Annotated in this window: 1 pseudogene; it reads right to left on the reverse strand. The window is 54.1% G+C overall.

Annotation, left to right across the window (positions count from 1 at the left end):
• Nucleotides 1-642: pseudogene (gene phnD, locus NW858_RS04610) on the reverse strand (phosphate/phosphite/phosphonate ABC transporter substrate-binding protein); the annotation flags it as partial.
• Nucleotides 643-1,117: the final 475 nt, after the last annotated feature.

Consider the following 1,117-nt stretch of genomic DNA (forward strand, 5'->3'; position numbering starts at 1 on the left):
TCAGGCCTTATAGGCACCCGCCTCTACCAGTTTGATTGTGGCATCATGAGAGCCTGAGAAACCCGGCTCGCCTTTGAAGTCTTCCAGTTTCACACCTGCCTGGCTCAGAAAATACTGGGGCATAAGGCGTCCAGAGGTGGAAGATTCGCTGCCGAAGGTGAATGTATGGCCTTTGAGTTGTGTCAGGCCGCTGATGTCATTGAAGGGAGTCAATCCACTCGCTACGTTGGCAATGAAGACGCTGTGAAAGTTTGCATCGATATCACGTTGGACGATCGCCTCAGCGCCTGGCGTCTGAAGGCGCGCCTGTACGCCGGTCAGCCCGCCGAACCAGACCATGTCGAGGTCGCCGACGCTGAATGCTGTCACCGATGCAGTGTAATCGGTCACCGGTTTGTACACGACCGGCACACCTAGCTCTTCCGAGAGATAGTCTGCAAGCTTGCCATAGAGCCGTTGCAGCTTTTCTGGGTCTTGATCTGGAATAGCGCCGATTGTGAACGGGCGGCCGGTATTCTCTGCCCCTGTTGGCGCTGCGACGGGTGCACAACCCGTTGCCAGCATAGCGCTAATGATCAAGATCAAAATCAGTGAAGACAACGTTCGATTGCGCTGAATGAATTGTCGAATGCGTGGTAGCATTTGCTGCTCCTGTTCTGTGTGAACTGTTTGGGCACAGCATGATGTGCTTCGCCTCAGAACAGTGCAGCCTGTTGAGCAGCGAGGGCTCTTGCAGGATAGAAAGCGAGCGGAAAGAGGTGAAGAGTATCGCCGGGGCAACGCAGCGGAACCGTTTATGAGCCAGGACGTAATGAACGGGGGTGATCAGGTATCAGATATGCATTGCTCCTCCTCTCCCCACGCTTTGGCCTAAAAAGACGCTGCTGTTCTGAGGTGAGCGTCTGCTGCGCGATATGGATTTGTTCCCAACCTGATACAACACGTGCATCTTCTGGGCTGGTCAGATAAATCTGGTGCGCTGCATTTCGCTCACCTCCTCTCCTATCAATTCCTATCAAGATGACCGGGTTCATCAGGAACGCCAGATTGAATCCGCAGGTTGCCATCTCACACCACCGACAACCATAGCGGAAGCGTCAACGAAGCTGTGTAAGGC

The sequence above is a fragment of the Synechococcus sp. H55.10 genome, from assembly GCF_047502715.1.
Lineage (GTDB): Bacteria > Cyanobacteriota > Cyanobacteriia > Thermostichales > Thermostichaceae > Thermostichus.